26 protein-coding genes are annotated in these 25956 nt (G+C 68.2%); 11 read left to right on the top strand and 15 right to left on the bottom strand.

What is annotated here, in order from left to right; translation table 11 throughout:
- Positions 1-4: 4 nt before the first annotated feature.
- From rpsN to ACAV_RS02795, 11 genes are all read right to left on the bottom strand, one after another.
- Entirely contained in the window at positions 5-310 is a 306-nt protein-coding gene (gene rpsN / locus ACAV_RS02845; RefSeq protein WP_013593072.1) for a 30S ribosomal protein S14, read from the bottom strand.
- 9 nt (positions 311-319) lie between these two features.
- Positions 320-859, bottom strand: coding sequence for a 50S ribosomal protein L5 (rplE, locus tag ACAV_RS02840; RefSeq protein WP_011793788.1), 540 nt, complete (start codon positions 857-859; stop codon positions 320-322).
- A gap of 9 nt (positions 860-868) precedes the next feature.
- Positions 869-1189 (bottom strand): 50S ribosomal protein L24, encoded by a 321-nt coding sequence (rplX, locus tag ACAV_RS02835; RefSeq protein ID WP_013593071.1) that lies wholly within the window; start codon positions 1187-1189, stop codon positions 869-871.
- A 9-nt stretch (positions 1190-1198) separates the two neighbouring features.
- On the bottom strand, positions 1199-1567 hold the full coding sequence (gene rplN / locus ACAV_RS02830) for a 50S ribosomal protein L14 (RefSeq protein ID WP_013593070.1): 369 nt from the start codon (positions 1565-1567) through the stop codon (positions 1199-1201).
- A 190-nt stretch (positions 1568-1757) separates the two neighbouring features.
- Positions 1758-3350 (bottom strand): glycerol-3-phosphate dehydrogenase/oxidase, encoded by a 1593-nt coding sequence (locus tag ACAV_RS02825; protein ID WP_013593069.1) that lies wholly within the window; start codon positions 3348-3350, stop codon positions 1758-1760.
- Between the two features lie 151 nt (positions 3351-3501).
- Positions 3502-5235 (bottom strand): ABC transporter substrate-binding protein, encoded by a 1734-nt coding sequence (locus ACAV_RS02820; RefSeq protein ID WP_013593068.1) that lies wholly within the window; start codon positions 5233-5235, stop codon positions 3502-3504.
- Positions 5236-5324: 89 nt separating this feature from the next.
- Positions 5325-5633, bottom strand: coding sequence for a DUF2160 domain-containing protein (locus ACAV_RS02815; RefSeq protein WP_013593067.1), 309 nt, complete (start codon positions 5631-5633; stop codon positions 5325-5327).
- Between the two features lie 167 nt (positions 5634-5800).
- Positions 5801-6613 (bottom strand): carbohydrate ABC transporter permease, encoded by an 813-nt coding sequence (locus ACAV_RS02810; RefSeq protein ID WP_013593066.1) that lies wholly within the window; start codon positions 6611-6613, stop codon positions 5801-5803.
- Positions 6614-6673: 60 nt separating this feature from the next.
- Complete coding sequence (locus ACAV_RS02805) at positions 6674-7564, bottom strand: carbohydrate ABC transporter permease (RefSeq protein WP_013593065.1); 891 nt, start codon at positions 7562-7564, stop codon at positions 6674-6676.
- A gap of 15 nt (positions 7565-7579) precedes the next feature.
- Positions 7580-8653: an ABC transporter ATP-binding protein gene (locus ACAV_RS02800; protein ID WP_013593064.1), complete on the bottom strand. Its 1074-nt coding sequence runs from the start codon at positions 8651-8653 to the stop codon at positions 7580-7582.
- Between the two features lie 71 nt (positions 8654-8724).
- A complete protein-coding gene (locus ACAV_RS02795) occupies positions 8725-9801 on the bottom strand; it encodes an ABC transporter ATP-binding protein (RefSeq protein ID WP_013593063.1) in 1077 nt (358 codons plus the stop codon).
- Between the two features lie 204 nt (positions 9802-10005).
- Here ACAV_RS02795 and ACAV_RS02790 point away from each other — a divergent pair, with 204 nt between their 5' ends.
- From ACAV_RS02790 to ACAV_RS02765, 6 genes are all read left to right on the top strand, one after another.
- Positions 10006-10770 (top strand): DeoR/GlpR family DNA-binding transcription regulator, encoded by a 765-nt coding sequence (locus tag ACAV_RS02790; protein WP_013593062.1) that lies wholly within the window; start codon positions 10006-10008, stop codon positions 10768-10770.
- Positions 10771-10813: 43 nt separating this feature from the next.
- Entirely contained in the window at positions 10814-12334 is a 1521-nt protein-coding gene (gene glpK / locus ACAV_RS02785) for a glycerol kinase GlpK (RefSeq protein ID WP_013593061.1), read from the top strand.
- Positions 12335-12440: 106 nt separating this feature from the next.
- On the top strand, positions 12441-13283 hold the full coding sequence (gene proC / locus ACAV_RS02780; protein WP_013593060.1) for a pyrroline-5-carboxylate reductase: 843 nt from the start codon (positions 12441-12443) through the stop codon (positions 13281-13283).
- Between the two features lie 96 nt (positions 13284-13379).
- Positions 13380-14897, top strand: a complete 1518-nt coding sequence (locus ACAV_RS02775; protein WP_013593059.1) for a glycosyltransferase family 39 protein — start codon at positions 13380-13382, stop codon at positions 14895-14897.
- A 190-nt stretch (positions 14898-15087) separates the two neighbouring features.
- Positions 15088-15519: a GtrA family protein gene (locus ACAV_RS02770; protein ID WP_013593058.1), complete on the top strand. Its 432-nt coding sequence runs from the start codon at positions 15088-15090 to the stop codon at positions 15517-15519.
- Positions 15516-16328, top strand: coding sequence for a ChbG/HpnK family deacetylase (locus tag ACAV_RS02765; RefSeq protein WP_013593057.1), 813 nt, complete (start codon positions 15516-15518; stop codon positions 16326-16328). The genes ACAV_RS02770 and ACAV_RS02765 overlap by 4 nt, the downstream gene beginning before the upstream one ends.
- A gap of 17 nt (positions 16329-16345) precedes the next feature.
- Here ACAV_RS02765 and ubiA read toward each other — a convergent pair whose 3' ends face one another.
- The 4 genes from ubiA to recG all read right to left on the bottom strand — a co-directional run bounded on the left by ubiA (position 16346) and on the right by recG (position 21119).
- Positions 16346-17233, bottom strand: coding sequence for a 4-hydroxybenzoate octaprenyltransferase (gene ubiA, locus ACAV_RS02760; RefSeq protein WP_013593056.1), 888 nt, complete (start codon positions 17231-17233; stop codon positions 16346-16348).
- A 72-nt stretch (positions 17234-17305) separates the two neighbouring features.
- Positions 17306-17830, bottom strand: coding sequence for a Dps family protein (locus ACAV_RS02755; protein WP_013593055.1), 525 nt, complete (start codon positions 17828-17830; stop codon positions 17306-17308).
- Between the two features lie 90 nt (positions 17831-17920).
- Positions 17921-18886: a LysR substrate-binding domain-containing protein gene (locus tag ACAV_RS02750; protein WP_013593054.1), complete on the bottom strand. Its 966-nt coding sequence runs from the start codon at positions 18884-18886 to the stop codon at positions 17921-17923.
- Between the two features lie 106 nt (positions 18887-18992).
- Positions 18993-21119, bottom strand: coding sequence for an ATP-dependent DNA helicase RecG (gene recG / locus ACAV_RS02745; protein ID WP_013593053.1), 2127 nt, complete (start codon positions 21117-21119; stop codon positions 18993-18995).
- Between the two features lie 176 nt (positions 21120-21295).
- Between recG and ACAV_RS02740 the strand changes: the two genes are divergently transcribed.
- The 5 genes from ACAV_RS02740 to ACAV_RS02720 all read left to right on the top strand — a co-directional run bounded on the left by ACAV_RS02740 (position 21296) and on the right by ACAV_RS02720 (position 25867).
- Positions 21296-22591, top strand: coding sequence for an HD-GYP domain-containing protein (locus ACAV_RS02740; protein WP_013593052.1), 1296 nt, complete (start codon positions 21296-21298; stop codon positions 22589-22591).
- The gene (locus ACAV_RS02735; RefSeq protein WP_013593051.1) at positions 22588-23553 is read left to right on the top strand and encodes an AraC family transcriptional regulator; all 966 of its coding nucleotides are present in this window, start codon (positions 22588-22590) and stop codon (positions 23551-23553) included. The genes ACAV_RS02740 and ACAV_RS02735 overlap by 4 nt, the downstream gene beginning before the upstream one ends.
- 93 nt (positions 23554-23646) lie before the next feature.
- Entirely contained in the window at positions 23647-24432 is a 786-nt protein-coding gene (locus ACAV_RS02730; protein WP_013593050.1) for a fumarylacetoacetate hydrolase family protein, read from the top strand.
- A gap of 158 nt (positions 24433-24590) precedes the next feature.
- Entirely contained in the window at positions 24591-25571 is a 981-nt protein-coding gene (locus ACAV_RS02725) for a peptidoglycan recognition protein family protein (RefSeq protein WP_244875518.1), read from the top strand.
- A gap of 29 nt (positions 25572-25600) precedes the next feature.
- A complete protein-coding gene (locus tag ACAV_RS02720; RefSeq protein ID WP_157768710.1) occupies positions 25601-25867 on the top strand; it encodes a hypothetical protein in 267 nt (88 codons plus the stop codon).
- The last annotated feature ends 89 nt before the right edge of the window (positions 25868-25956 follow it).

Genomic DNA, 25956 nt, shown 5'->3' with positions numbered 1-25956 from the left:
CTGCTTACCAGCTGGCCTTGGTGACACCCGGGATGTCACCGGCAAAAGCCAGTTCACGGATCTTGGCGCGGGCCAGACCGAATTGGCGGAACGTGCCACGGGGACGACCCGTGATTTCGCAGCGGTTGCGCTGGCGCGTGGGGTTCGCGTTGCGGGGAAGCTTCTGCAGGCCGAGGCGTGCGGCTTCGCGCTCCTCGTCGCTGCGCTTCGCGTCGCCGGCGATGGCCTTCAGTTCCGCATACTTCGCGGCGTACTTGGCTGCCAGTTTTTCGCGCTTCAGTTCGCGCTGGATCAAAGCTACTTTAGCCATACGCTGCCTTTAGTTCTTGAAGGGGAAACGGAAACCGGCGAGAAGGGCCTTGGCCTCTTCGTCCGACTTGGCCGTCGTGGTGATGCTGATGTTCAGGCCGCGCAGGGCATCCACCTTGTCGTACTCGATTTCGGGGAAGATGATCTGCTCTTTGACGCCGATGTTGTAGTTGCCGCGGCCATCGAAGGCACGGCCGGAAATACCACGGAAGTCACGGACGCGGGGCAGTGCCACGGTCACGAAACGATCCAGGAATTCGTACATCTGGACGCCGCGCAGCGTGACCATGCAGCCGATGGCCTGGCCTTCGCGGATCTTGAAGCCGGCGATGGCCTTCTTGGCCTTCGTCACGACGGGCTTCTGGCCGGCGATCTTCGTCAGGTCGGCCACGGCGTTGTCCATGACCTTCTTGTCGGACACCGCTTCGCTCACACCCATGTTCAGGGTGATCTTCGTGAGGCGCGGGACCTCCATCGGCGAGGTGTAGCCGAACTGCTTGGTGAGTTCGGGAACGATCTTTTCGCGGTAGTGTTGTTGCAGTCGTGCCATGTTGACTCCTTAGGCCGCCTTGATTTCAGCGCCGCTGGACTTGAACACGCGAACGCGCGAACCATCCGCCTGCACCTTGATGCCCACGCGATCGGCCTTGCCCGTGGCAGCGTTGAAAATGGCCACGTTGGACTGGTGGATGGGCATGGCCTTTTCCACGATGCCGCCGGTCGTACCCTTCATGGGGTTCGGCTTCACGTGCTTCTTGACCAGGTTGATGCCGTCGATGACCAGATGGGAGTCATCCTTGCGCAGCGACACCGTGCCGCGCTTGCCTTTGTCGCGCCCGGTGAGCACGATCACTTCGTCGCCCTTGCGAATCTTGTTCATGGCGCGTCCTCAGAGAACTTCGGGAGCCAGGGACACGATCTTCATGAAGCGCTCGGTACGCAGTTCACGCGTCACGGGGCCGAAGATGCGGGTGCCGATAGGCTCCAGCTTTGCATTCAGCAACACTGCTGCGTTGCCGTCGAATTTGACGAGCGAACCGTCGCCGCGACGGATGCCCTTGGCGGTGCGGACCACCACTGCGCTGTAAACCTCGCCCTTCTTGACGCGGCCACGCGGAGCGGCTTCCTTGATGCTCACCTTGATGATGTCGCCCACGCTGGCATAGCGACGCTTGGAACCACCCAGCACCTTGATGCACAGGACGGACTTCGCGCCGGTATTGTCGGCAACGTCTAACCGAGATTCTGTCTGGATCATGTGAATATTCCCAACTTGCACCAGAAGATCGACAGCCCTGGAAACCTCGCAGGGCTGCTTATCAGCCAGTCAGTCTTGGGCCCGTCGTCCGCGGTGCAAACCATTTGCACCGCTTCCCGCTGGGCAGAAATCCGCGTAGAGAAACGCGAAGCCCTCGATTCTTTCAAAAAACCAAAGGCGTGTCAAGTAGTTAGCGGGGCACCGAGAGGTACTGCGCCGCCAGGGCCTCGAAGGCGGCGAGCGCGGGGTCCCTGCCCAGCTCCTCCTGGAGGATCCGGGCCACGTCGGGGGCGATCGCGAGGGCGCGGGCGGCATCGAGGAACAGCATCCGGCTGCGCCGCGAGAGCATGTCCTCGACCGTGCGGGCGTACTCATGGCGTGCGGCGAAGCGGACCATGGCCTCCGACAGCCCCGGCGCCAGCCAGCGCTGGGCACCGGGCACGGTATCCAGGAACTCCGCCTCCGAACCGTAGGAATGCGGCCCCTGGGCCTCGTCCATCCCGTGCCGAACGGCACCCTGGGGGGAACCCACCACCGGCAGTCGCTGGGTGACGCCGCCGGCGCGGGCCGCGAGCAGGCCGGCATCGAAGCATTTTTGCAACACGTCCTCCGCCATGGCGCGGTAGGTGGTCCATTTGCCGCCCGTCACGGTGACCAGTCCGCTGGGGCTGGCCAGCACGGTGTGCTCGCGGCTGATGCCCTTGGTGCTGCCTCCCTCGTCGTCCGGCGGCCGGACCAGGGGGCGCAGGCCCACCCAGATGCTGCGCACGTCCGACGCGGAAGGCGCGCGGGTGAGGTAGCGGGCCGACTCGCTCAGGATGAAATCGGCCTCTTCGCGGAACGGCAGGGGTTCGCGTTCGAGGTCCTGCCGGGGGCTGTCGGTGGTCCCGAGGATGATCTTTCCGAGCCAGGGCACGGCGAAGAGGACGCGGCCATCGGCCGTCTTGGGGACCATCATGGCATGGTCGGAGGGCAGGAACTCCCGGTCCACGACGATGTGTACGCCCTGGCTGGGGGCCACGATGGGCTTGGCCGGACGGCCGAGCGCTTCGGCGTCCTGGCGCAGCAGCCCGTCCACCCACACGCCGGTCGCGTTGACCACGCAGCGCGCGCGTACGGTATAGCGGGTGCCGGTTTCCACGTCCTCGCAGTGCAGGCCCGCCACCTTGCCGTCTTCATGGATGAGCTCGCGGGCGGGGCAATAGTTGACCAGCAGCGCGCCGCGGAGCGCGGCCGTGCGCGCCAGCGCCAGCGCCAGCCGGGCGTCGTCGAACTGGCCGTCCCAGTACTTGACGCCGCCCCGCAGCCCTTCGCGCCGCACGGTGGGCAGCAGGCGCAGGGTGCCTTCGCGGCCGAGGAATTCGGTGGCACCCAGGCCGGCTCGGCCCGCCAGCAGGTCATAGGCCTTCAGGCCCACTCCGTAGAACGGCGTCTCCCACAGGTGGTAGGAGGGCATGACGAACGGCAGGGGCTGGGCCAGGTGGGGCGCATTGCCCAGCAGGGTCGTGCGTTCGTGGAGCGCCTCGCGCACCAGGGAGATGTTGCCCTGGGCCAGGTAGCGGACGCCGCCGTGCACCAGCTTGGTGGCGCGCGACGAGGTGCCCTTGGCGAAGTCATGGGATTCCACGAGCACGACGCTGAAGCCGCGCGCGGCAGCGTCGAGCGCCACGCCGAGCCCCGTGGCACCGCCCCCGATGACCGCCAGGTCGTACTGCCGAGGCTCGGCAAGCCGCGCCAGGAGCTGGGCGCGCACGGTAGGCTGGGGCGTGTTCGGGGAGGTCATGGGATGGATTGTCCATTCAACCGGGGCGAATTTCAGGGTTTACCCTGATGTCACCCCGCAAAGGCAGGTCTCCCGCGCGGCCCCGGGGGACAGGGCCGGGCGGGAGACCGGAGAAAGAAAGTGGCGGCCCGCGCCGGGCCGCCGCCGGTCGTCAGCGCACCTTGCCGTCCTTCCAGGCCTGCAGCAGGCGGTCGTAGGCGATGGTTTCACCCTTCGGCTTCTCGTTGGCCAGCTTCTTCCAGGGGGCGTGCTCGTCGCTCAGCCACTTGGCGGGGTCGCCCTTGGGGTTGAGCTTGGGCGCGCAGTGGGCCATGCCGGCGCGCTGCAGGCGGGCCATCACCTGGTCCATTTCCTCGGCGAGGTTGTCCATGGCGCCCTGCGGGGTCTTCTCGCCCGTGACGGCCTGGGCCACGTTCTTCCACCAGAGCTGCGCGAGCTTGGGGTAGTCGGGCACGTTGTTGCCGGTGGGGGTCCAGGCGACGCGCGCCGGGCTGCGGTAGAACTCCACCAGGCCACCCAGCTTGGGCGCCGCGTCGGTCATGGCCTTGGAGCGGATGTCGGATTCGCGGATCGGCGTCAGGCCCACCAAGGTCTTCTTGAGGGACGTGGTCTTGGCCGTGACGAACTGGGCGTAGAGCCAGGCGGCGGCCGTGCGGTTGGCGTCGTGGTCCTTGAAGAAGGTCCAGCTGCCCACGTCCTGGTAGCCGTTCTGCATGCCGTCCTTCCAGTACGGGCCGTTGGGACCGGGGGCCATGCGCCACTTCGGCGTGCCGTCGGCGTTCACCACGGGCAGGCCGGGCTTGACCATGTCGGCAGTGAAGGCGGTGTACCAGAAGATCTGCTGGGCGATCTGGCCCTGCGCGGGCACGGGGCCGGATTCGCCGAAGGTCATGCCCATGGCTTCCTTGGGCGCGTACTTCTTCATCCAGTCGATGTACTTGGTCAGCGCATAGACGGCAGCCGGCGAGTTGGTGGCACCACCGCGCGAGACGGATGCGCCGACCGGCGTGCACTTGTCGTCGGCCACGCGGATGCCCCATTCATCGACGGGCATGCCGTTGGGGATGCCCTTGTCGGCAGCACCGGCCATGGAAAGCCATGCATCGGTGAAGCGCCAGCCCAGGGACGGATCCTTCTTGCCGTAGTCCATGTGGCCGTAGATGGGCTTGCCGTCGATCTGCTTGACGTCGTTGCTGAAGAACTCGGCGATGTCCTCGTAGGCGCTCCAGTTCTGCGGCACGCCCAGTTCGTAGCCGTACTTGGCCTTGAACTTGTCCTTCAGGTCCTTGCGCTCGAACAGGTCGGCGCGGAACCAGTAGAGGTTGGCGAACTGCTGGTCGGGCAGCTGGTACATCTGGCCGTCCGGCGCCGTGGTGAAGCTGGTGCCGATGAAGTCCTTGATGTCGATGCCGGGGTTGGTCCACTCCTTGCCCGCCTTGGCCATGTAGTCGGTGAGCGACATGATCTTGCCGTAGCGGTAGTGGGTGCCGATCAGGTCGGAGTCGCTGATCCAGCCGTCGTAGATGGACTTGCCGGACTGCATGGAGGTCTGCAGCTTCTCGACCACGTCGCCTTCCTGGATCAGGTCGTGCTTGACCTTGATGCCGGTGATCTCCTCGAAGGCCTTGGCCAGCGTCTTCGATTCGTACTCATGCGTGGTGAGGGTTTCGGAGACGACCGAGATGTCCTTCACGCCCTTGGCCTGCAGCTTCTTGGCGGCGTCGATGAACCACTTCATCTCGGCCATCTGCTGGTCCTTGCTGAGCGTCGAGGGCTGGAATTCGCTGTCGATCCACTTCTTGGCCTCCGCCTCGCCGGCCCATGCGGCCTGCCCGATCACCAGGGCCGTGGCGGCGAACGCCAGGGCGGTCAAACGCATCTTCATGACTGTCTCCTTGTTAGGTGGGTGTCCCCTGCTGCCATTGCAACCGGCCGGCGGCCCCGGGGAGCGGGGGGCCGCACGTCCGAGAAAAATCAGCCTTTGCGCAGGATCAGCGCGAGGACCAGCATCGACAGCACGAAGCTGATCCATACGGAGGGCTCCTGCTCGAGCTTGAACCACTCGGCGAACTTCGCGCCCAGGCCCACGAAGATGAGGTTGATGTAGGCGGCCGAGAGCAGGCCGATGAAGAGCCGGTCGCCGCGCGTGGTGGCAATCGGCAGGAAGCCCTTGCGCAAGGTGGTGGGGGACTTCACCTCCCACACGGCCATGCCCGCGAGCATGAGCACGATGCAGGTAAAAAACACGGCCACCGGAGTGGTCCAGGCCATCCAGTCAAACATGAGCGACTCCTAGCAGTGAGCGATGGACAGCACCGTCGCGACGGCACGATAGGCGCGCGGCCCCACGCGAGGGACGCCGAGCAAGGGCCGCCCCGCAGCGAGGGCGTCGTCCCCCTCCCGCGAAGCGAGAGAGGGGTGAAGGCGCGAAGCGACTCAGGGGGTGCATTTCAAACTCTTCCCATCGCGAATCCCTTCGCGATGTAGTGGCGCACGAACCAGATGACGATGGCCCCCGGCACGATGGTGAGCACGCCGGCGGCGGCCAGCGTCGCCCAGTCCATGCCCGAGGCGCTCACCGTGCGCGTCATGGTCGCCACGATGGGCTTGGCGTTCACGCTGGTGAGGGTGCGCGCCAGCAGCAGCTCCACCCAGCTGAACATGAAGCAGAAGAACGCGGCCACGCCCACGCCGGCCTTGATGAGCGGCAGGAAGATGGTGAAGAAGAAGCGCGGGAAGCTGTAGCCGTCGATGTAGGCGGTCTCGTCGATCTCGCGCGGGATGCCGCTCATGAAGCCCTCCAGGATCCACACGGCCAGCGGCACGTTGAACAGCAGGTGCGCCAGCGCCACGGCGATGTGCGTGTCCATCAGGCCCACGGTGGTGTAGAGCTGGAAGAAGGGCAGCAGGAAGACGGCCGGCGGCGTCATGCGGTTGGTGAGCAGCCAGAAGAAGACATGCTTGTCGCCCATGAACTGGTAGCGGCTGAAGGCATAGGCGGCCGGCAGCGCCACGGCCAGCGAGATCACCGTGTTCATCGCCACGTAGATCAGGCTGTTGATGTAGCCCGAGTACCAGGACTCGTCGGTGAAGATGGTCCGGTAGTTGTCCCAGGTGAAGTGCTGGGGCCAGAAGGTGAAGGTGGAGAGGATCTCGGCGTTGGTCTTGAAGCTCATGTTGACCATCCAGTAGATGGGCAGCAGGGCGAAGACCAGGTAGGCCAGCAGGAAGAGGGTGCGTTTGCGGAAGCGGCGCTCAGTCATGGCGGCTATTCCTTGTTTCGTGGATCGGCATCGGCGTCGTGATCGATGGCGGCAGCCGCATCAATGCTCCACCTCGGGCTGCTGGGTGCCCACGCGCTGCATCCAGTTGTAGAGGATGAAGCACAGCAGCAGGATGATGAAGAAGTAGATGAGCGAGAAGGCGGCGGCCGGCCCCAGGTCGAACTGGCCCACGGCCTTGGTGGTGAGGTACTGGCTGAGGAAGGTGGTGGCGTTGCCCGGCCCGCCGCCGGTGAGCACGAAGGGCTCGGTGTAGATCATGAAGCTGTCCATGAAGCGCAGCAGCACGGCGATCATGAGCACGCCGCGCATCTTGGGCAGCTGGATGTAGCGGAAGACGGCGAACTTGCTGGCGCCGTCGATGCGCGCGGCCTGGTAGTAGGCATCGGGGATGGAGCGCAGCCCGGCGAAGGCCAGCAGCGCCACCAGCGGGGTCCAGTGCCAGACATCCATCAGCAGCACGGTGAGCCAGGCCTGGGTCTCGCTGCCGGTGTAGCTGTAGTCGATGCCCATCTGCTGCAGGGTGCGGCCCATGAGGCCGATGTCGGCGCGCCCGTAGATCTGCCAGATGGTGCCCACGACGTTCCAGGGGATGAGCAGCGAGAGGGCGACGGTGACCAGCACGGCGGAGGACTTCCAGCCCTGCGCGGGCATGGCGAGAGCCAGGCAGATGCCCAGCGGGATCTCCACCAGCAGCACCGAGAGGGAGAAGCCGAGCTGGCGCAGGAGCGCGCCGTGCAGCTCCTCGTCGCGCATGACCTGGGCGAACCATTCGGTGCCGACGAACACGCGCCGCTCGGGCGAGATGATGTCCTGCACCGAGTAGTTGACCACCGTCATGAGCGGCAGGATGGCCGAGAAGGCCACGCAGAGGATGACGGGCAGGATGAGGAACCAGGCCTTCTGGTTCACGGGTTTGGTGGTGGTGCTCATGGAGGCAGCTCCTTCTCAGGGCAGCAGTTGCTCGTCGCGATAGAAACAGGTGTGCGGGCCCACCACCTGCAGCCATACGGTGGCGCCGGGTGCCGGCAGGGTTTCGGCGGGCGCCACGCGGGCCTTGAGCGGCTGGCCGTCCAGCCGCGCCGTGAGGAGCTGGTAGGTGCCGATGTCCTGGACCTTGTCCACCACGCAGGGCAGTGCGCCCGGGGTGCCCTCGGTGACGACCGACAGGTACTCCGGCCGCACGCCGAGCTGCAGCGGGCCTTCGGGCAGTTCGCGCGCCGGGCCCGGCAGCGTCTGGCCGCCGACGCGCAGGCCGCCGGCCTGCAGTTGCGCAGGCAGGAAGTTCATGCCGGGCGAGCCGATGAAGTGGCCCACGAAGACGTGCGCGGGCCGCTCGAAGAGCGCATCGGCGGAGCCCACCTGAACGGCACGGCCGCGCGTCATCACCACCACCTCCTCGGCGAAGGTGAGCGCCTCCACCTGGTCGTGGGTGACGTAGATGAGGGTGAGCTTGAGTTCGTGGTGGATCTGCTTCAACTTGCGCCGCAGCTGCCACTTCAGGTGCGGGTCGATCACGGTGAGCGGCTCGTCGAACAGCACGGCCGAGACGTCCGGGCGCACCAGGCCGCGGCCCAGGGAGATCTTCTGCTTCTGGTCGGCCGAGAGGCCGGCAGCGCGCATGTCCAGCTGGTGGCTCATCTCCAGCATCTCGGCGATCTGGCCCACGCGCTGGCGGATCTGCGCGTCGGGCACCTTGCGGTTCTTGAGCGGGAAGGCCAGGTTCTGGGCCACGGTCATGGTGTCGTAGATGACCGGGAACTGGAACACCTGGGCGATGTTGCGCTCCTGGGGGCTGGCGCGCGTGACGTCGCGGCCGTCGAACAGCACCCGGCCGTGCGAGGGCACGAGCAGGCCCGACATGATGTTGAGCATGGTGGTCTTGCCGCAGCCCGAGGGGCCCAGCAGCGCGTAGGCGCCGCCGTCGCGGAACTCCATGGTCAGGGGCAGCAGTGCGTAGTCGCTGTCCTGCTGCGGGTTCGGCTTGTACGAGTGTGCGAGCTCAAGTTGGATGCGGGCCATGTCAGTCTTCCGTCGTGCTGCGCGCCATCCGCAGGGCGGCCGCGGAGCAGGCCAGGGGGTGTGTCGTCATCTCAGCGGCCTTTGCGCACCGGGGCGCGCAGCAGTTCTTCGCCAGTGCCGAACACGTAGGCGTCGCCGGGCTGCAGGTGCAGAGTGAGGGCGGAGCCGAGCGCGAAGTCGTGCACGCCGGTGAATTGCGCGACCATTTCGCCCCAGGGCGTGTGGGCATGCACGAAGGTGTCGGAGCCGGCGATTTCGGCCAGTTCCACCGTTCCGGCAACCGCGACGTCGCCGGGCCGGGGCGCCAGGCGCAGGGCGCTGGCACGCACGCCGACGGTGAGGCCGCCGGCCGCGCCGGCAGGCAACGGCTCCGGCAGGGGCAGCACGTCGCGTCCCGCCACGCGCACGCCCCCCGCCACGGCCTCGGCGGCGAGCAGGTTCATGGGCGGATCGCTGAAGGCCCGGGCCACCCGCAGGGAGGCCGGCGCATGGAACACCTCGGCAGTGGGGCCGTATTGCAGCAGTTCACCTTCGTGCAGCACCGCCGTGTATCCGCCCAGCAGCAGCGCTTCGCCGGGCTCGGTGGTGGCATAGACGACCGTGGAGTCGCCCGCGGCGAAGAGCTGGCTGAGCTCGTCGCGCAGTTCCTCGCGCAGCTTGTAGTCGAGGTTGACCAGGGGTTCGTCGAGCAGCATGAGCGGCGCGCCCTTGGCCAGGGCCCGCGCCAGCGCCACGCGCTGCTGCTGGCCGCCGGAGAGTTCGGCCGGCAGGCGGTCGAGGAACATGTCGATGTGCAGCCGCTCGGCCAGGGACCGCACGCGCTCCATGGCGTTCTTCTCGCCGCGCAGCCTGAGCGGGGAGGCGATGTTGTCCGCCACCGTCATCGAGGGGTAGTTGATGAACTGCTGGTAGACCATGGCCACGTTGCGTTCGCGCACGGGCATGCCCGTCACGTCCGCGCCGTCCACCAGCACGCGCCCTTCGGTGGGCGCATCCAGCCCGGCCATGATGCGCATGAGGCTGGTCTTGCCCGCCTGCGTCGCCCCCAGCAGCACGGTCACGGCCCCGGGCTGGAGTGCCATGTCCATGCCCCGGAGCCAGGTTTGCGCGCCCACCGTCTTGCCGATGCGCTCGAGTACCAGCTGCATCCCCGCACCTTTCGTGTTGTCTGGAGCCGCAGGACTTCGCAGCCTGCGTGTTCTTTCTTTGCCGAAACGCGCATCCAATGCACCAATACGTTTCGGTTTCGTTCATTTTTGTTCTTTTTGATTCGGTTCACCTCCAGGTTTACCCTCGGTTTTTTCCTTTTCGTTCGTTTTAAAGTCAAGGCACAGCCCTCTTCCCCTTTTCGCGTGAACACGAACCCCCGACAGCTCCTGCTTCTCGAAGAAGTCCGCACCCGCAGAACGGCCACCGTCGAACAGCTCGCGGAAACGCTGGGCGTGACGCTGCAGACCGTCCGGCGCGACATCCAGCGGCTGGCCGACAGTGGATTGCTGTTGCGGTTCCACGGCGGGGTGCGCGTGCCGAGCTCCACCACGGAGAACCTGGGGCACACGCAGCGGGAGACGCTGCATGCCGAAGGCAAGGCGCGCATCGCGCGGGCCGTGGCCGAGGCCGTGCCGCACAACTGCTCCCTGATCCTGAACATCGGCACCACCACCGAGGCGATCGCACGGGCGCTGCTGCACCACCAGGGGCTGCGCGTGATCACCAACAACCTGAACGTGGCAGCGATCCTGGCGGGCAATCCGCAGTGCGAGGTGATCGTGGCTGGCGGCGTGGTGCGAGCGCGGGACCGCGGCATCGTGGGCGAGGCAGCGGTGGACTTCATCCGCCAGTTCAAGGTGGACATCGCGCTGATCGGGATCTCCGGCATCGAGCCGGACGGCTCGCTGCGCGACTTCGACCTGCGCGAGGTGAAGGTGGCGCAGACCATCATCGCCCAGGCCCGCGAGGTGTGGCTGGCCGCGGACCACAGCAAGTTCGACCGGCCCGCGATGGTGCAGGTGGCCACGCTGGCGCAGATCGACCGGATGTTCACGGACGCGGCCCCGCCCGATCCCTTCCCTGCCCTGCTGCGCGACGCCGGGGTCGAACTCGACGTGGCGGCGTGAGGCCGCCCTTCCCTCTTCCAACACCGCATACCCTCCGGACGCCATGACCTATCTGCTCGCCCTCGACCAAGGCACCTCCAGCTCGCGCAGCATCGTTTTCGACGAGCATGGGCACATCGTCGCGCAGGCCCAGCAGGAACTGCCGCAGATCTATCCGCAGCCCGGCTGGGTGGAACACGACCCGCTGGAGATCTGGCGCACGCAGCTGGCCACGGCGCGGCAGGCGCTCGCGCAGGCGAAGATCGGCCCGGGCGATGTGCGGGCGCTGGGCATCACCAACCAGCGCGAGACCACGGTGCTGTGGAACCGGCGCTCCGGGCAGCCCGTGCACCATGCCATCGTCTGGCAGGACCGGCGTGCGGAGCCGCTGTGCGCCGAACTGCGCGAGCAGGGCCACGAGCCGATGATCCAGGAGCGCACGGGGCTGCGCATCGACGCATATTTCTCGGCGACCAAGCTGCGCTGGCTGCTGGACCATGTGCCCGGCGCGCGCGCGGCGGCAGAGGCCGGCGAGCTGGCCTTCGGCACGGTGGACAGCTGGCTCATCTGGCAGCTGACGGGCGGCAAGGTGCACGTGACCGACGTGAGCAATGCCTCGCGCACCATGCTGTTCAACGTGCATTCCAACACCTGGGACGACGACCTGCTGGCGCTGCTGCGCATTCCACGCGAACTGCTGCCGCGCGTGCAGCCTTCGGCGAGCGACTTCGGCGCCACGGACGCGGCGCTGCTGGGCGGAGCCATCCCGATCGGCGGGGTGGCCGGCGACCAGCAGAGCGCGCTGTTCGGCCAGGCGTGTTTCACCGCGGGCATGGCCAAGAACACCTACGGCACGGGCTGCTTCATGCTGATGCACACGGGCAGCAGCTTCCAGACCTCGCGCAACGGGCTGCTGACGACCAGCGCGGCGCAGATCGCCCCCCGGGGCGGGCCGGGCCAGGGCACGCCGGAGCCAGCCTTCGCCATGGAGGGCAGCGTGTTCGTCGGCGGCGCGGTGGTGCAATGGCTGCGCGACGGGCTGCGCGCCATATCGACCAGCAGCGAGGTGCAGTCGCTGGCCGAGAGCGTGCCGGATTCCGGCGGCGTGATGATGGTGCCAGCCTTCACCGGGCTGGGCGCGCCCTACTGGAAGCCCGACGCCCGCGGCACCATCACCGGGCTCACCCGCGGCACGACCATCGCCCATATCGCGCGCGCGGCGCTCGAGAGCATCGCCTACCAGAGCGCGGCGCTGCTGCAGGCGATGAGCCGCGACGCGGTGGCGGCAGGCGGCGCGCCCGTGAGCGAGCTGCGGGTGGACGGCGGAGCCTGCGTGAACGACCTGCTGATGCAGTTCCAGGCCGACCTGCTGGGCATTCCGGTGGTGCGGCCGGCGGTGATCGAGACCACGGCGCTGGGGGCCGCCTATTTGGCGGGACTCTCCAGCGGGGTCTATGCGGGCACGGATGCCCTGTCCGCGCTGTGGCGCGCCGAGCGGAGGTTCCTGCCCACGCTGAGCGCTGCTCGCGCCCAGGAATGCATGGCGCGCTGGGAGCATGCGGTGCGGCAGGCCGCGCTGGACTGACCGGAAGGAAGCGCTACCATCCGGTGCCGCGGCCTGCGGCGACGCTCCGCTGCGGGCCTTCCCCTCTTCCACGGGCCGCCCGCCGGCCCCACGCCCTTTCGCACGCATGACGCCCGACACCCCCCTCCCCGCATCCGACCAATCCGCGATCGCCTTCATCGGCGGCGGCAACATGGCCAGCGCCATCATCGGCGGACTGATCCGGCAGGGCATGCCGGCCTCCGCCATCGAGGTGGTCGAGCCCTGGGAGGAAGCGCGGGCCGCCCTGCGCGCGCACCACGGCATCGAGGCCCTGCCGGAGGCCGGGACGGCCCTGGAGCGCGCCGGCGTGGTGGTGTGGGCTGTCAAGCCCCAGACGTTCAAGGAGGCCGCGCAGCAGGCACGCCCCTACACGGCGAATGCGGTGCACCTCAGCGTGGCCGCCGGGATCCGGTCGGATAGCATCGCCGCCTGGCTGGGCTCGGAATGCGTGGTGCGCGCCATGCCCAACACGCCTGCGCTGATCGGACGCGGCATGACGGCGCTGTATGCCCGCCCGCAGGTGAGCCCCGCGCAGCGCGCCGCCGTGCAGCAGGTGCTGGCGTCCACGGGCGAGCTGCTCTGGGTGGACGAGGAGCCGCAGCTCGACGCCGTGACCGCGCTGTCGGGATCGGGCCCGGCCTATGTCTTCCTGTTCCTGGAGGCGATGGCGCAGGCGGGGGTGGAGATGGGCCTCGCGCCCGAGCAGGCGCACCAGCTGGCCGTGGGCACGTTCACGGGGGCGTCGGAACTGGCGCGCCGCTCGGACGAATCGCCCGCGGTGCTGCGCCAGCGCGTGACCTCCAAGGGCGGCACCACCTTCGCGGCCGTCCAGTCGATGGAGCAGGCCGGCCTGCCGGAGCAGTTCATCCGCGCGATGAAGGCCGCGCAGGCACGGGCCCGCGAACTGGGAGACGAGTTCGGAAGGTGACCATGGTGGGACGGCCGGCACCGCAGGCGGCACCTGAGGGTGTTGCAACTTTTACAATCGCAGGTTATTTCGCCAGAACCCGCCGCGCCTGCCTGCATGCCCATCGCCACTACCGTCCCGCCCAGCAATTCCCATAGAGCCCTCGCACTGCTGGCGGGGCTCTACGTCCTCGCATGGTCGCTGCTGCCGCCCCTGCTGAGCCACAGCCTGCCGCTGGACGTGGTGGAGAGCCTGTCCTGGGGGCGGGAATGGGAGTGGGGCTACTACAAGCACCCGCCGCTAGCCCCCTGGTTGCTGGAGCTGTCGTATCGCGCACTGGGCCGCGTCGGGCCGTTCCTGTTGAGCCAGCTGTTCATCGCGGCCACGCTGTGGCTGGTGTGGATCACGGGGTGCCGCCTGGTGTCGCGCGAGCGCGCCCTGCTGGGCACGCTGCTGACCATGGGGGTGGCGTACTACACCCGGCCGGCGCTGGAGTTCAACCACAACATCGCGCAGATGCCGCTGTGGGCGGCGACGGGTTACTGCCTGCTGGCGGCGCTGCAGGAGGGCCGGCTGCGGCACTGGCTGCTCCTGGGCATCGTGGCGGGCCTGGGCCTGCTCACGAAGTATTCCGTCGGCCTGTTGCTGGCGGCGCTGGCGCTGTACCTGCTGCTGACGCCCGCGCGCCGGGTGCTGGCGGGCCCGGGGCCATGGCTCGCGCTGGCGGCGATGCTGCTGGTGTTCGCCCCGCACCTGCAGTGGCTGCGGGAGTCCGGCTGGCTGCCCATGGCATATGCCAAAGGCCGCGCCTCCGTCGAAGGCGCCGGCCCCATCGCGGCCCGGCTGGATGCATTGTCGTTCCTGGCGACGCAGTTGCTGAACCACCTGCCCCTGGCGCTGATCATGCTTGCGGCGCTGTGGAACACGCGCGGGCAGCGTGCCGCGGACGCACCTCCCGGCGCATGGCGACTGCAGGCCCGCATGCCGGGCTACCTGCTCGTCCTGGCACTGGGCCCGTGCCTGCTGGCCTGCGCACTGGGCATCGTGCTGGGGCTGCGGCTGCGCGACATGTGGGGCGTGCCCATGTGGGTGTACAGCGGCCTGCTCGTGGCAGCGTGGCTGCCCGAAGCCTGGCTGCCGGCCCTGCGGCCACGGCTGCTGCGCGGCTTGGCGGTGTGGTTGGTGCTGGTTTCCGTGCTGACCGGCGTGTTCCTGGCCTATGGGGCGCAGTGGCGCAAGCGCCCGGCGCGCACGGACTGGCCCCAGGCAGCGGTCGCACAGCAGGCGCAGACGCTGTGGGAGGCGCATTCGCGTTGCCCGCTGGATTCCGTCTCGGGCGACTATTGGGCCACCGGCCTGGTGGCGGCGCAGTTGCCCGACCGGCCGTCGGTGTTCATCACCGGAGACGACCGATTCTCTCCGTGGATCACGCTCGAGCGCCTCCGGTCGAATGGCACACTGTGGATCGGTCTGGGCGACCAGCCCCCGGTGCCGGCTCTGCTCGAAGAACTGGACACCGCCCCCGGGATGCGCATGCAGCAGGGACAGGTGCAGGTGCGCTGGCCGTACCGGGGCGCCGAAGCACCACTCACCATGCATTGGCGCGCCTATGTGCCCAAAGCATGTGCCCGCTAACCTCGAATACCGGAAATGCTGACATGACGGCTTCTCTCTCCGACATCCTCATCGCCTCCCGCGGCGGCAGGAATGACTGCCTGTCTGTTGGCGCCAGGACCGCTGGACAGTCCTGCAGTGCATTCGGGAGGCGCCTGACCGGCCTGGCGGCACGCGGCGAAGACCGTGCCCCTCTGGCGCGAGAGCGGTCGTGAACCAGACGCTGCATACCCTTCTTGCCGTGTTGCGGCACCTGCCGCAGGAGCTTCAGTTCGTCCTGGTGGGCGGTGCTGCCGCCGCCACGCACCTTGCCGTGGCAGTTTCTCTGGTGGCGCTCGCCGGCATGGCGCCGCTGGCTGCCAACGTGTTCGCGTTCCTGGTGGCTTTTTCCGTCAGCTACAACGGCCATGCCTTGCTGACGTTCGCCAGCGCCCGGGCCAAGGGCCCCGCGGTGATGGCGCGCTATTTCGCGGTCGCCAGCCTGTCCTTCGCCGCCAACGAGCTGCTGTACTTCGTCGCCCTGCATGCCCTGGACTGGCACTACGCCTGGAGCCTGGTCGGCGTGCTGGTTCTGGTGGCCACGGGCACGTTCCTGCTGAGCAAGTCCTGGGCGTTCAAGAACCCCTCGGGTCCACGGACGTGACCCGCGCCGTCGTCCTGTGCGCGGATGACTATGCGCTGCATCCACTGGTGGATGCAGCGGTGGAACAACTCGTACTGGCAGGCCGCCTTTCCGCCACCGGCTGCATGACGACATCGCCCCAATGGCCCGCAGCGGCGCGCCGCCTCGCGCATCTGCGTCCCCGCCTGGCCACGGGCCTGCATTTCAACCTGACCGAAGCCCACGGAGGCGCGCACTCCGGCGCCCGTCCCCTGGGAGAGGTGATTCTGCGGGCATACGCGCGCCAGCTGTCCGCCGCGTCACTGCGGGCTGCCTGGCGCGCGCAGTTCGACGCCTTCGAGCGGGAGACGGGCACGCCGCCCGACTTCGTCGATGGCCACCAGCATGTGCACCAGTTGCCCCGCGCGCGGGAAGCGCTGCTGGCCGAACTGCAGGCCCGCTATGCGCCCCACGAATGCCCCTGGGTGCGCTCCACCGCGCCCGCCCCTGGACTGTGGCGCCAGCCGAAGGCATCCATCATCGCCATGCTCGGCGGCTGGACGGCCACGCGGCGCTGGCGCCGGGCGGGGCTGGCGATGAACCCGGGGTTCGGCGGGGTCTATGGGTTCGATGCGCCCGATGCCGCGGCCTACGGAGCGCACATGGCGAAGTGGCTGCCGCACCTGCCGGAGGGCGGGCTGTTGATGTGCCATCCAGCCACGGACGTAGTGCATGGCGATGCCATCGGCGCGCAACGGCCGGTGGAGTTCGCCTACCTGATGTCCGAGGCCTTCGGCGAACTGCTGCGGCGCAGCGGCCGGCATGTGCAGCAAGGGCCGTTCGCGCCGTAGCAGCCCGCCGGGCCGGATCAGCGCAGCGCGAACCCTGCCACGATGCCCGCGAACAGCGTGAAGCCCAGCCAGTGGTTGCTGGTGAATGCGCGAAAGCACCCCTCGCGGGTGCGGTGCCGGATGAGGCGCCAGTGCCATGCCACCTGGAGCAGCATGGCGGCCAGCGCGGCATGCAGGGGCCAGCCCAGGCCGAAGGGCGCCAGCGCCCAGGCCCAGAGCGCCACGAAGGCCAGGTAGAAGGCCATCACGGCCCGCACGTCGTGGCGCCCCAGGGTGATCGCCGAGGTCTTCATGCCGATCTTCAGGTCGTCGTCGCGGTCCACCATGGCGTATTCGGTGTCGTAGGCCAGCACCCAGCAGAGGTTGCCCAGCACCAGCCAGGCAGCCAGCGGCGTCACGCTGCCACCCACCGCGGTGAAGGCCATCGGGATGCCCATGCTGAAGGCCACGCCGAGCACGGCCTGGGGCATGGAGACGAAGCGCTTGGCGAAGGGGTAGGCGATGGTGACGGCCAGCGCGGGCAGCGACCACGCGACGGTGGCCGCATTGGTGGTGAGCACCAGGCCGAACGACACGAGGGCCAGCACCGCGCCCACGGCCAGGGCCTCGCGCACCGACACGGCACCGCTGGTGACGGGGCGCTGCGCGGTGCGCTTGACGTGCCGGTCGAAATCACGGTCGGCAACATCGTTCACGCAGCATCCCGCACTGCGCATGAGGATGGTGCCCAGGATGAAGACGGCCAGCAGGTGCCAGCCCGGGAAGCCCCCGGCCGCGATCCACAGGGCCGACAGCGTGGGCCAGAGCAGCAGCAGCCAGCCGGCGGGCCGGCTCCAGCGGATCAGGTCGAGGTACAGCGCCAGGCGCGAGGGCTGGGGGGGACGGTGCGGTGCGGTGCTCTGCATGGGCGGACGGCGGGAATGAAAAACGCCCGCGACAGGCGGGCGTGGGCTGGCCAGAAAGGTCGTTTCGGCCGCTCAGTCCTCCAGCAGCGAGCGCAGCATCCAGGCGGTCTGCTCGTGCACCGTGAGGCGCTGCGTGAGCAGGTCGGCCGTGGGCTCGTCGCTGGCCTTGTCGGCCACGGGGAACAGTTCGCGCGCGGTGCGGGCCACGGCTTCGTGGCCCTCGACCAGAATGCGCACCATTTCGAGCGCATGGGGGGGCTCGGCCGGCGCGTCGGGCAGCGAGGTGAGCTTGCCGAACTGGGCGTACGAACCCGGAGCGGGATGGCCCAGCGAGCGGATGCGCTCGGCCACCGGGTCCACGGCGTTCCACAGTTCGGTGTACTGGCCCATGAACATGGTGTGCAGCGTGTTGAACATGGGACCGGTCACGTTCCAGTGGAAGTTGTGCGTGGTCAGGTAGAGCGTGTAGGTGTCGGCGAGCAGGCGCGAGAGGCCCTGCGCGATGGCGGCACGGTCCTTGTCGCTGATGCCGATGTTGATGCGCGGCGCGGTGGAGGTGGACGGGCGGGCTGCAGATTTGCCGGGGGCTTTGGCCATGGGAAGAACTCCTTCGATGGATGGGCTGGAAACAACTGTATCGCAGGCGCGCAGGCCCATGGTACGGTGCGGGCTCTCGCCCGCAGGGCATCAGGACAGGCGCGTCACGCCCGGCAGCTCGCAGGCGTACACGGCGTTGCGCAGCGCCGCGATCGCCTCGTAGCGCGTGAAGCTGCGGCGCCAGGCCAGGACCACGCGGCGCATGGGCGGCGGGCTGCCGTCCTCTTCCTCGATGGGCAGGTAGCGGATGTGGGTGTCGTCGCTCTTGCGGCGCTTGGTGCCGGTGTGCAGCGCATCGCGCGGCACGGACAGGCGCGGCACCAGCGTGACGCCCATGCCGGCCGACACCATGTGCTTGATGGTTTCCAGCGACGAGCCCTCGAAGGTGCGGCGGATGCCCTCCGCGTTGCTCGCGTAGCGCGCGAACTCGGGGCAGACCTCGAGCACGTGGTCGCGGAAGCAGTGGCCGGCGCCCAGCAGCAGCATGGTCTCGCTCTTGAGTTCGGCGGCCGAGATGCTCCTGCGCTCGGCGAGCGGGTGGGACGAGGGGACCGCTGCCAGGAACGGCTCGTCGTAGAGCGGCGCCATGGCGAGGCCCGTGTCCGGGAACGGCTCGGCCATGATGGCGCAGTCGATCTCGCCGGTGCGCAGCATCTCCAGCAGCTTGACGGTGAAGTTCTCCTGCAGCATGAGCGGCATCTGCGGGGTGCGGGCGATGGCGTGCCGCACCAGCTCGGGCAGCAGGTAGGGGCCGATGGTGTAGATCACGCCCAGCGTGAGCACGCCGGCCAGCGGATCCTTGCCGCGCTTGGCGATTTCCTTGATGGCCGCGGCCTGCTCCAGCACGCTCTGGGCCTGGCGCACGATCTCCTCGCCCAGGGGTGTCACCGACACCTCGCCCGCGCTGCGCTCGAAGAGCTTGACCTCCAGCTCGTCCTCGAGCTTCTTGATCGCCACCGAGAGGGTCGGCTGCGACACGTAGCAGGCGTCCGCCGCGCGGCCGAAGTGCTTCTCCCGTGCAACGGCGACGATGTATTTGAGTTCTGTGAGGGTCATTGTCTGAAGGGTCGGCAATGCGGAAGGTGCGATTGTGCGCCCGCAACACGGAATCCGGGCGGTGCAGGCAAGCCGCCAAGTCTGCCACGGATGGAGGGCTGCCGGATCAGGCCTTGAGGTAATCGGCCTTGCCGCCGAGCCAGCGGCCCACATGGCGGCGCGCGTCGCCGGGATGCCCGTCGAGCATGCGCGGGGCGGTCTCGCGCGCCCATTCGAGCAACAGAGTGTCGGTGGCGAGATCGGCGAAGCGCAGCATCGGCGCGCCGGACTGGCGGGCACCGAGGAATTCGCCGGGGCCGCGGATTTCCAGGTCGCGCCGCGCGATCTCGAAACCGTCCTGGGTCTCGGCCATGGCCCGCAGGCGGTCGCGCGCGGTCTCGCCCAGCCGGCCGCCCTCGCCCGTCGAGTAGAGCAGCACGCAGGCCGAGGCCGCCGATCCGCGGCCCACGCGCCCACGCAGCTGGTGCAGCTGGGAGAGCCCGAAACGCTCGGCATGCTCGATGACCATGAGCGAGGCGTTGGGTACGTCCACGCCCACCTCGATCACCGTGGTGGAGACGAGCACGCCCATGGTGCCGGCGGTGAACAGCTCCATGACGGCCTTCTTCTCGGCCGGGGGCATGCGGGAATGCAGCAGGCCCACCATGACCGGGGCCTGCCCGCGCGCCGGATCGCCCTGCAGGGCCTCGCTGAGTTCCACGTGGGTGGCGGTGGCGTTGGAGAGGTCCAGCGCCTCGCTCTCCTCGATGAGCGGGCAGACCCAGTACACCTGCCGGCCGGAGGCCACCTGCGCGCCGATGCGCTCGATGACCTCGTCCTTGCGGCTGTCGGCGATCAGCTTGGTGACGATGGGCGTGCGGCCGGGGGGAAGCTCGTCGATGGTGGAGACGTCGAGGTCGGCGTAGTAGCTCATGGCGAGCGTGCGCGGGATCGGCGTGGCGCTCATCATCAGCAGGTGCGGCTCCATGCCCTGGTCGGCGAGCTTGCGGCGCAGCGCGAGACGCTGCGCCACGCCGAAGCGGTGCTGCTCGTCGATGACGGCCAGCGCGAGGTTGCGGAAGCGCACCTGGTCCTGTATCACGGCGTGGGTGCCCACGACCAGGGCCGCCTCGCCGCTTTCCACCAGCGCCAGCATGGCGGCGCGCTCCTTCTTCTTCTGGCCGCCGGCCAGCCAGGCCACGCGCCGTCCGCTGGCCGCGAGCAGGGGCTCCAGCCAGCCGATGAGCTTGCGGAAATGCTGCTCGGCCAGGATCTCGGTGGGCGCCATGAGCGCGCACTGCCAGCCGGCATCCATGCACACGGCCGCAGAGAGCGCCGCCACCACGGTCTTGCCCGAGCCCACGTCACCCTGCAGGAGCCGGTGCATGGGCACGGGGCGGGCGAGATCGGCCGCGATCTCGGCGCACACGCGCTGCTGCGCAGCCGTGAGGCCGAAGGGCAGCGCAGCCAGCAGGCGCTCGTGCAGCGCGGGCCCGCCCTGCTCGCCCGGCACGGGCCGCAGCACCGGGGCGCGCAGCCGGTCGCGCTCGCGCTTGGCCTCCAGCTGCGAAAGCTGTTGCGCCAGCAGTTCCTCGGCCTTCAGCCGCTGCCAGGCCGGGTGGCTGTGGTCCTCCAGCGTGGCCAGGGCCACATCGGGGGTGGGGTGGTGCAGGAACACGAGCGCGTCGCGCAGCGTCCACCAGGAGCGGCCGCCCCCGCCCTCTCCCAGGAACCGCGGAATCGGGGGCTCCAGGCCCGGCGGGATGGTTTCGGACAGGTCCACGCGCTGCAGGGCGCCTACGACGGCACGGCGCAGATAGGGCTGGGGCAGGCCGGCCGTGGTCGGATAGACCGGCGTGAGGGCGGCGGGCAGTTCGCCGCCCGCCAGGCGGAATGCCGGGTGCAGCATCTGCCGCCCCCAGAAGCCGCCCTTGACCTCGCCGCGGATGCGCAGGCGCGCGCCGACCGCCAGGGTCTTCTGGTGCGAGGGATAGAAACTGAAGAAGCGCAACTCGCAGGTGCCCGTGCCGTCGTCCACCGTCACCACCAGCTGGCGGCGCGGGCGCAACTGCACTTCGCTGGCCGTGACCGTGGCCTCGATCTGGGCCGTGTCGCCGTCCCGTACGTTGCGCAGCGGAGTGATGCGGGTTTCGTCTTCGTAGCGCAGGGGCAGGTGCAGCGCGAGATCGATGTCGCGCGACAGTCCCAGCTTCTGGAGGGCTTTCTGGGCGGGACTGGGCGCGGAAACGGGCATGGGCAAGGCAACGGCGGGACAGCGAAGGCGCGGGTCGCGCTGGACAGTAAAATATTAAAAAGCGCAATAACTGCAAAAACGGAAACAACGCACCTTGCGCGCCACGGGAACGCGCAAAAGGCTAACATGCTGCCGCAGCCCGGCCGACCTTCCCGCACCAGCTCCCATTTCGCCCCATGCTCAAGCGAATCAGCGTACAGCACCTCACCCTGGGCATGTACCTGCACCAGTTCTGCGGCTCCTGGATGGACCACCCGTTCTGGCGCACCGGCTTCGTGCTGCAGGATGCCGCGGATCTCGCGCGCATCCACGCGACGGCCATCCAGGAGGTCTGGATCGACGTGTCCAAGGGGCTCGACGTCGCCGCCGGAGTGCAGACCATCACGCCCGAGCAGGCCGAGGCCCGGCGGGAGACGGATTTCCAGAAACTCCAGGACATGCCGGAACTCAAGGTGGCCGCACCGCCGCCGCCTGCGCCCTCCCCGGCCGCGCCTGCGCGCCCGCGGGGGACGGCGCCGACCAGCATGTCCGAGGAACTGGCCCATGCGGCGGCCCTGACCAGCCACGCCCGCCAGACGATGACCTCGATGTTCACCGAGGCGCGCATGGGGCGGGTGGTGGATTCGACCGAGGCCCGCAGCCTGGTCGAGGAGATCTCGGACTCCGTGACGCGCAACCCCTCGGCCCTCATCAGCCTCGCGCGCCTGAAGACCGCGGACGACTACACCTACATGCATTCGGTGGCCGTCTGTGCGCTCATGGTGGCCCTGGGACGCCAGATCGGCCTGGAGGGCGACCGCCTGCGCACCGCCGGCATGGCCGGCCTCATGCACGACATCGGCAAGGCGCGCATCCCGCTGTCGGTGCTGAACAAGCCCGGCAAGCTCACCGACGACGAGTTCGACGTGATCCGCAGCCACTCCGAGCACGGCCACCGGATGCTGCTGGCCTGCGGCGGCGTGGACGAGGAGGTGCTGGACGCCTGCCTGCACCACCACGAGAAGATGGACGGCAGCGGCTACCCGCACCGGCTCGCGGGCGACGGCATCGGCCTCATCGCGCGCATGACGGCGATCTGCGACGTCTATGACGCCATCACCTCCGACCGGCCCTACAAGCGCGGCTGGGACCCGGCCGAATCGCTGCGCCGCATGGCCGAGTGGACGCACGGGCATTTCGACGCCCGGCTGTTCCAGGCCTTCGTCAAGAGCATCGGCATCTATCCCGTCGGCTCGCTGGTGCGGCTCGCCTCGGGCCGCATCGGGGTGGTGATGGAGCAGTCCGCCTCGCTGGTCTCGCCGCGCGTGAAGGTGTTCTTCTCCACGAAGTCCGACCTGCGCATACCGCCCGAGGTGGTCGATCTCTCGTCGCCTGCGAGCGGTGACAAGATCATCGCGCGCGAGGACCCGGACAAATGGCGCTTCCCGGACCTCGTCGATCTCTGGGCGCGGCCCGGGGGCACCGCCGGATGAGCCGGGTGCGCCCGGAGCGCGCGCGCCCTGCCGTGCGCACGTATGCGATGGCGGAGCGCTCCCGGCACCTGGACTTCGATATCCGCGACCAGAGCGGCCGCACGCCCCTCACGCAACCGCACAAGCACGAGTATTTCCAGATCCAGGCGAGCCTAGAGGGCGCCACGCAGCACCACGTGGGCGGCACCGTGCGCCCCTTCACGCCGGGCACGCTGAGCTTCGTGCTGCCGCACCGCATGCACCTGGTGCCGCATCCGCCCGGCACGCGCTGGCTGGTGGTGAACTTCAGCCAGCGCTTCCTCTGGCCCGACCTGCGCGTGGATCCGCTGGACCTGGAGGACGTTCCGCTGGCGCTGGCGCCCGAACTCGCGCCCTTCCAGTTCCAGGAGCACCTGGATTTCAGCTTCGGCGGCGCGGACTGGCAGGCCGTGCTGGCGGTGCTGGACATGCTGCAGCAGGAGAATGCGGCGCGCCGGCTGGCGTCGTCGGCGCGCATCCGCGGCGGGCTGCTGGAACTGCTGTCGCGCGCCTGCCAGTGCCGGGAGGGCGAACTGCGCGCGCTGGCGGCCAACCAGGCCCAGCGCGGCAGCCGGCGCGCGGCCCTGGCCCGGGTGCTGCGCTACCTGCGCGGCGAACTGGCGGGCGAGCCCACGCTCGCGAGCGCGGCCGAGGCGGCCTGCCTCTCGCCCAACTACCTCGCCCACCTCATCAAGAAGGAAACGGGCCGCACCTTCACCGAACTGCTGACCGAGCGGCGGCTGGCCCTGGCGCAGGAACTGCTGCTGGCCACCGGGGAGCGCATCGGCGAGATCGCGCGGCGCTGCGGCTTCGCGGACGAGGCGTACTTCGCTCGGCGATTCCGCCAGTGGCACGGCCTGAGCCCGCGCGACTGGCGCACGGAGCGGCTGCGGGAACTGCAGGGCGAGCCAGCGGCCCCCGATCGCGTCCAAGTCTTGCGCTGAATCGTCCGCATGCGGCGCCCCGGCCGCTCCTACAGTGGCATGCACCGGCCCGAGAGAGGCCGCACGCCATCCAGGACACAGGAGACACAGCCCATGCAACGCAGAGACATCCTCATGAACACCACCGCCACCCTCGGCGGCGCCCTGGCCGCCGGCTGCGCCAGCGTCGCCGCCACGCCCGCCGCCCCCTCGCCTTTCACCCTGCCCGTGCCGGCCGTGCCGATCGCCGGCAGCGCCGAGGTCTTCCCGGTGCACCGCATCTACTGCATCGGCCGCAACTACGCGGCCCATGCCCGCGAAATGGGCTCGGACCCGACGCGCGAGCCGCCGTTTTTCTTCCAGAAGCCGAACGACGCGATCCAGTACGTGGCGCCCGGACAGATCGCAGACCACCCCTACCCGGCCCTGACCCGCAACTACCACTACGAAGTGGAGCTGGTGGCCGCCCTGCACAGCGGCGGGCGCAACATCCCGGCCGATCAGGCCCTGCAGCACGTCTTCGGCTACGCCGTGGGCCTGGACATGACGCGCCGCGACCTGCAGGGCGACATGAAGGACCAGAAGAAGCCCTGGGAGATCGGCAAGAGCTTTGACCTCTCCGCCCCCATCGGCCCCATCCACCGCGTGGCACGCACGGGCCATTTCCCCCGGGGTGCCATCACCCTGGCGGTGAACGGCACGGTGAAGCAGCAGGCCAACCTCGACCAGATGATCTGGAGCGTGGCCGAACAGATCGCCAAGCTCTCCGAAGCCTTCGAGCTCAAGGCCGGCGACCTGATCTACAGCGGCACGCCGGAGAACGTGGGTGCGGTGGTGAGGGGGGACGTGATGGTGGCGCACATCGACGGGCTGCCGGATCTGGCACTGAAGGTGGTGTGAGGCCCAAGGGGGGCATCGCAGTCGAATGGCCGCCGAAGGGCCCCCTCACCTTCGGACAGCCCCCATAACGCAAGAGAATGCAAGCCAGAACGGCACGGAATGGGTTCCTTCTGTATGTACCGATAAACTGGCTTGTTGCAGTGCCCCCACTTGCATCGATGGTGAGTCTGCACATCTGGAACTCTCCATTGACAAGAATTGTCCTCTCTTCTCCTGTTGGCAGGACCGCAGGGAACAAGCCGCATGAAGTCCTGAGCATTCAATGCGCCTTGAACAGGCACATGGCGTGCAAGATGGGCTACAGGCTCATTCCGGAAGACGGTCGTATCAGTCCAGATACGCTCCAAGCCATCCTGATCTTCCAGAAAATGGTCGGCATCCAGCCTGCTGATTCGATCATTCTTCCCAACGGACCGACGCATCAGGCGCTGTGTCGGGACCAAATCAGAATGCTCCAACCCACCATCGCCTGCCGGATCGCTGATCACGCTCAAATTCGGAAGGTGCTCATCAGCAGGTTGGGTATCGTGGAGCGTTCGCAGTGGGGCGCGACCAATCCTTCTTCGATACCTCATGGCGATTGGGACTATCGTGCCATCGCGCTTCACCATGCAGGCAACTCCTTCAGTTGCGGAATGAACGGCATCGAAGCGTTGCGCAAAGCAGAGAAAATCGACTTGAGCAGCTTCGGGCAACTGAGCTATCACTACGCCATTGACTGCCAAGGCACCATCTACGAGGCACTGGACATTCGCCATAGAGGTGCCCACATCGAGAAAGGCAACACCGGAGTCATAGGGGTAGTATTCCTGTCCGACTTCAGCCAACGTGGCGAAGCAGGCGACCATGGTCCTGGAGTGGCGCAAGCATTCAAGAAGCGGGGCATGCTTGGCGGAGTCTCCGAATTTCTGGGTGTGCAAAAAGACAAGCTCGATTTCTACAACGACGAGCCCTCTGACTTTCAGCGAAGAGCGGCAGAAAATTTGGTAAGCACCTTGAAGGAGTTTTTCCCCATCAAGGCTTTGGGCGGACACCGGGAATTTGCAGCGGCGGCGGGCAGCAGCCGTGCATGCCCGGGAGTTCACGGGCTCGCCATGGCCCAACAATTGCGAACCCACTTCGGACTCATGCCACCGTGAAGGTCCGAGCCACTCTGGGAATTGCCACCGTGCTGCTGTTCGGCAGCTGGCTGTGGGTCGGCTTCGACCAATACGTCGGAGACCATGAGGTTGGAAGCGCATGGGAGCCATTTCTCAAGTCGCGTCCCACGCTGGTACTGCTCTTCAAGAACCCTGCGCAACAGGGGCTGGACAGGGATGCCTTCGACACCCTGGACGCGGCACGGCAGCAGGCGTTTCGGGACTACTGCGCTGTCCGCTTCGGGATCGCAGATCCGCATCGGTGCGAGAAAGCCATCGAAGACCGTCGCCTGTAAGTCGCCCGTGCCAAGGTGCCGATCAGCGATCAAACGCCCTGGAGCCGGCACCGGGCCCAGCAAAGCGCTCACCCCTCCATGGGAGAATC

Origin of the sequence: Paracidovorax avenae ATCC 19860, assembly GCF_000176855.2 — a bacterium.
In the GTDB taxonomy this organism is placed as follows: Bacteria; Pseudomonadota; Gammaproteobacteria; order Burkholderiales; family Burkholderiaceae_C; genus Paracidovorax; species Paracidovorax avenae.
The sequence above is the reverse complement of the archived record's forward strand: the minus strand, read 5'-3'. Positions and strand labels throughout refer to the sequence as shown.

Excerpts from the sequence above, each read along its gene's own strand:
- rpsN (WP_013593072.1), bottom strand. The coding sequence starts at position 310 with ATGGCTAAAGTAGCTTTGATCCAGCGCGAACTGAAGCGCGAAAAACTG.
- rplE (WP_011793788.1), bottom strand. The coding sequence starts at position 859 with ATGGCACGACTGCAACAACACTACCGCGAAAAGATCGTTCCCGAACTC.
- rplX (WP_013593071.1), bottom strand. The coding sequence starts at position 1,189 with ATGAACAAGATTCGCAAGGGCGACGAAGTGATCGTGCTCACCGGGCGC.
- rplN (WP_013593070.1), bottom strand. The coding sequence starts at position 1,567 with ATGATCCAGACAGAATCTCGGTTAGACGTTGCCGACAATACCGGCGCG.
- ACAV_RS02825 (WP_013593069.1), bottom strand. The coding sequence starts at position 3,350 with ATGACCTCCCCGAACACGCCCCAGCCTACCGTGCGCGCCCAGCTCCTG.
- ACAV_RS02820 (WP_013593068.1), bottom strand. The coding sequence starts at position 5,235 with ATGAAGATGCGTTTGACCGCCCTGGCGTTCGCCGCCACGGCCCTGGTG.
- ACAV_RS02815 (WP_013593067.1), bottom strand. The coding sequence starts at position 5,633 with ATGTTTGACTGGATGGCCTGGACCACTCCGGTGGCCGTGTTTTTTACC.
- ACAV_RS02810 (WP_013593066.1), bottom strand. The coding sequence starts at position 6,613 with ATGACTGAGCGCCGCTTCCGCAAACGCACCCTCTTCCTGCTGGCCTAC.
- ACAV_RS02805 (WP_013593065.1), bottom strand. The coding sequence starts at position 7,564 with ATGAGCACCACCACCAAACCCGTGAACCAGAAGGCCTGGTTCCTCATC.
- ACAV_RS02800 (WP_013593064.1), bottom strand. The coding sequence starts at position 8,653 with ATGGCCCGCATCCAACTTGAGCTCGCACACTCGTACAAGCCGAACCCG.
- ACAV_RS02795 (WP_013593063.1), bottom strand. The coding sequence starts at position 9,801 with ATGCAGCTGGTACTCGAGCGCATCGGCAAGACGGTGGGCGCGCAAACC.
- glpK (WP_013593061.1), top strand. The coding sequence starts at position 10,814 with ATGACCTATCTGCTCGCCCTCGACCAAGGCACCTCCAGCTCGCGCAGC.
- proC (WP_013593060.1), top strand. The coding sequence starts at position 12,441 with ATGACGCCCGACACCCCCCTCCCCGCATCCGACCAATCCGCGATCGCC.
- ACAV_RS02775 (WP_013593059.1), top strand. The coding sequence starts at position 13,380 with ATGCCCATCGCCACTACCGTCCCGCCCAGCAATTCCCATAGAGCCCTC.
- ubiA (WP_013593056.1), bottom strand. The coding sequence starts at position 17,233 with ATGCAGAGCACCGCACCGCACCGTCCCCCCCAGCCCTCGCGCCTGGCG.
- ACAV_RS02755 (WP_013593055.1), bottom strand. The coding sequence starts at position 17,830 with ATGGCCAAAGCCCCCGGCAAATCTGCAGCCCGCCCGTCCACCTCCACC.
- ACAV_RS02750 (WP_013593054.1), bottom strand. The coding sequence starts at position 18,886 with ATGACCCTCACAGAACTCAAATACATCGTCGCCGTTGCACGGGAGAAG.
- recG (WP_013593053.1), bottom strand. The coding sequence starts at position 21,119 with ATGCCCGTTTCCGCGCCCAGTCCCGCCCAGAAAGCCCTCCAGAAGCTG.
- ACAV_RS02740 (WP_013593052.1), top strand. The coding sequence starts at position 21,296 with ATGCTCAAGCGAATCAGCGTACAGCACCTCACCCTGGGCATGTACCTG.
- ACAV_RS02735 (WP_013593051.1), top strand. The coding sequence starts at position 22,588 with ATGAGCCGGGTGCGCCCGGAGCGCGCGCGCCCTGCCGTGCGCACGTAT.
- ACAV_RS02730 (WP_013593050.1), top strand. The coding sequence starts at position 23,647 with ATGCAACGCAGAGACATCCTCATGAACACCACCGCCACCCTCGGCGGC.
- ACAV_RS02725 (WP_244875518.1), top strand. The coding sequence starts at position 24,591 with ATGGTGAGTCTGCACATCTGGAACTCTCCATTGACAAGAATTGTCCTC.